The sequence below is a fragment of the Paenibacillus sp. y28 genome (genome assembly GCF_037137075.1).
Lineage (GTDB): Bacteria > Bacillota > Bacilli > Paenibacillales > NBRC-103111 > JBBBNV01.
In genome coordinates this window covers 1-1,814 of sequence record NZ_JBBBNV010000081.1, presented here as the reverse complement: position 1 = coordinate 1,814, position 1,814 = coordinate 1, and the positions used below count along the sequence as shown (strand labels likewise).

The 1,814-nt window shown below is 37.4% G+C and carries 2 protein-coding genes; one reads left to right on the top strand and one right to left on the bottom strand.

Annotated elements, in window-relative coordinates; genetic code table 11:
* Window positions 1–364: hypothetical protein (locus WBG83_RS22305; RefSeq protein WP_336747586.1), on the top strand; the 364-nt coding region annotated here is incomplete at its 5' end.
* Here WBG83_RS22305 and WBG83_RS22300 read toward each other — a convergent pair.
* Complete coding sequence (locus tag WBG83_RS22300) at window positions 341–1,732, bottom strand: hypothetical protein (RefSeq protein WP_336747585.1); 1,392 nt, start codon at window positions 1,730–1,732, stop codon at window positions 341–343. The genes WBG83_RS22305 and WBG83_RS22300 overlap by 24 nt on opposite strands.
* Window positions 1,733–1,814 lie beyond the last annotated feature (82 nt).

Sequence of the window (1,814 nt, the reverse complement as noted above, 5' to 3'; positions counted from 1 at the left end):
CTCTACAGAGGTATTCGACATCTTTTCTCGTTTTCTTTTATTTCTTTTTCACATTGCTCAAGGGTGCGAAATGTCAGGTATAAATCTTCAAAGAGCAGAAATACTCCTGAACACCACAGTGCTTGACGAGCAATTAATATACCAAATCATAAATGACAAAAAGCACTCGCTCATGTCCAGTGATGAAGAGGACAAGAAGCAAGTGCTTCAAGAGTACGTCCACCGTATCGTTATTCAACCATCAAAGGATATCAACAATTTTGAAGTTGAAATAACGTACAGGGTTTTCAGTAATGGAGGCGAACCGTGTCTGTGCAAAACCACAATTCGCCGTTATTATTTACATCCAAATAGCCTGACCTAAAACACTTTTGAATCGTTCCAATGATTTCTCGCCTATACCATCAATTCTTAATATCTCTTCGTCAGATGCTTCGGCTAGTTTCCCTACCGAATCGTACCCATGGTCTTTGAGGATTTCCAACTTATTGTCAGTAATTCCATATGGGAACATATCCGACTTTTTTAATTTTTCTATCGGGAGTTCGAGGATTGATAAGTTTTTATCTTCTGGTATTTCTGGCCAATCAATAAATGATAACACACTGTTTTGCGAAAACTGTACGTCCTCACCTTCTCGTTTACTCCATTGATCGAATAACTCTTTTGTTAATCTTGTTCCTGGTATTACCTCGAGCAGATTACATAAGTTTAAAACAAATCTTGTTCCCCTCCCACCTGATTTCATCCCTCTGGAGACTTCTCTTCTAGCAATAAAACCAGTATACTCCAGTATCTCTAACGCTTTATCTACTCTGTTCACAATACTTCTGTGAATGATACAAGAGGTCATATTTTTCGCCCCACAATGTTGATATACTATTTCAGCCAAGTTCTCAGAAGGTTCAATCAATGCTTCATATATGCCAATTTTCAATCTTATTTCATCAATCATTGGCCAATAGTAATCTCGACTCAATTCCAACATTACCTCTGATAGAATGGGAAACCCTATAGTTTTCTCTGTATTCAGAAGTATTGAGCATGCTTTAACATAAGATCGTACATTACCAACAACTGATTGTCCTAAAAAGGATGCTACTTCCTTGACATTAATTGAAAAGTTTTTTTCATTGAGTTCTTCCTGAAAACGTGATTGCATTACCATGTAAAAGAACTGATCGAAATCTTCTTGATCTTCTCTTCGGGAAATTTCAACAACTGTAGCATCATTATAGATATCAAATCGATTCCCAAAACGAGTAACTCCTGGGTATATTGCCGCTTTACAAGAAACATTGCTGCTTGAAAGCGTTCTAAACACATCAAAAAATTCTTCCAGAGCTGCTTCCCTACCGATATGTGCCGCATCATCAAAAAACAATACTATTCTTTTGCTTACGTGTTCTGATAGTCTTACTAATTCTTTATGCACTTCATAAACTTCTGGTTCCGAAGTGAAATTAAAGTTATATTTTTCATATGACTCTTTGCTGATTTTGTCAATTAAAATACGTAGTAGTTCAACTTCATACTGCTTTCCTCGAGTTCTTAGTAAAGGGAGGTGTCTCAGACTTAAATATATCCCAATAGCACTAGAGCCTAAACCGTTTTCGTTCAATCTCCTATTAGCTTCACGCATTAAAGCACTTTTGCCCGTACCTCTTCCGCCTTTTAATAAGACTGGCCCATGTGCCATAAGCTTCTTTATAATATGTTCTTCATAACTCATAAAATCTCACATTCCGCACCCTTGGGGCTCTGAAAATGGCGAATTATGGTGTATGCTAGATTCAGAGAATGAAGCGGGGGGC

Excerpts from the sequence above, each read along its gene's own strand:
- WBG83_RS22300 (WP_336747585.1), bottom strand. The coding sequence starts at position 1,732 with ATGAGTTATGAAGAACATATTATAAAGAAGCTTATGGCACATGGGCCA.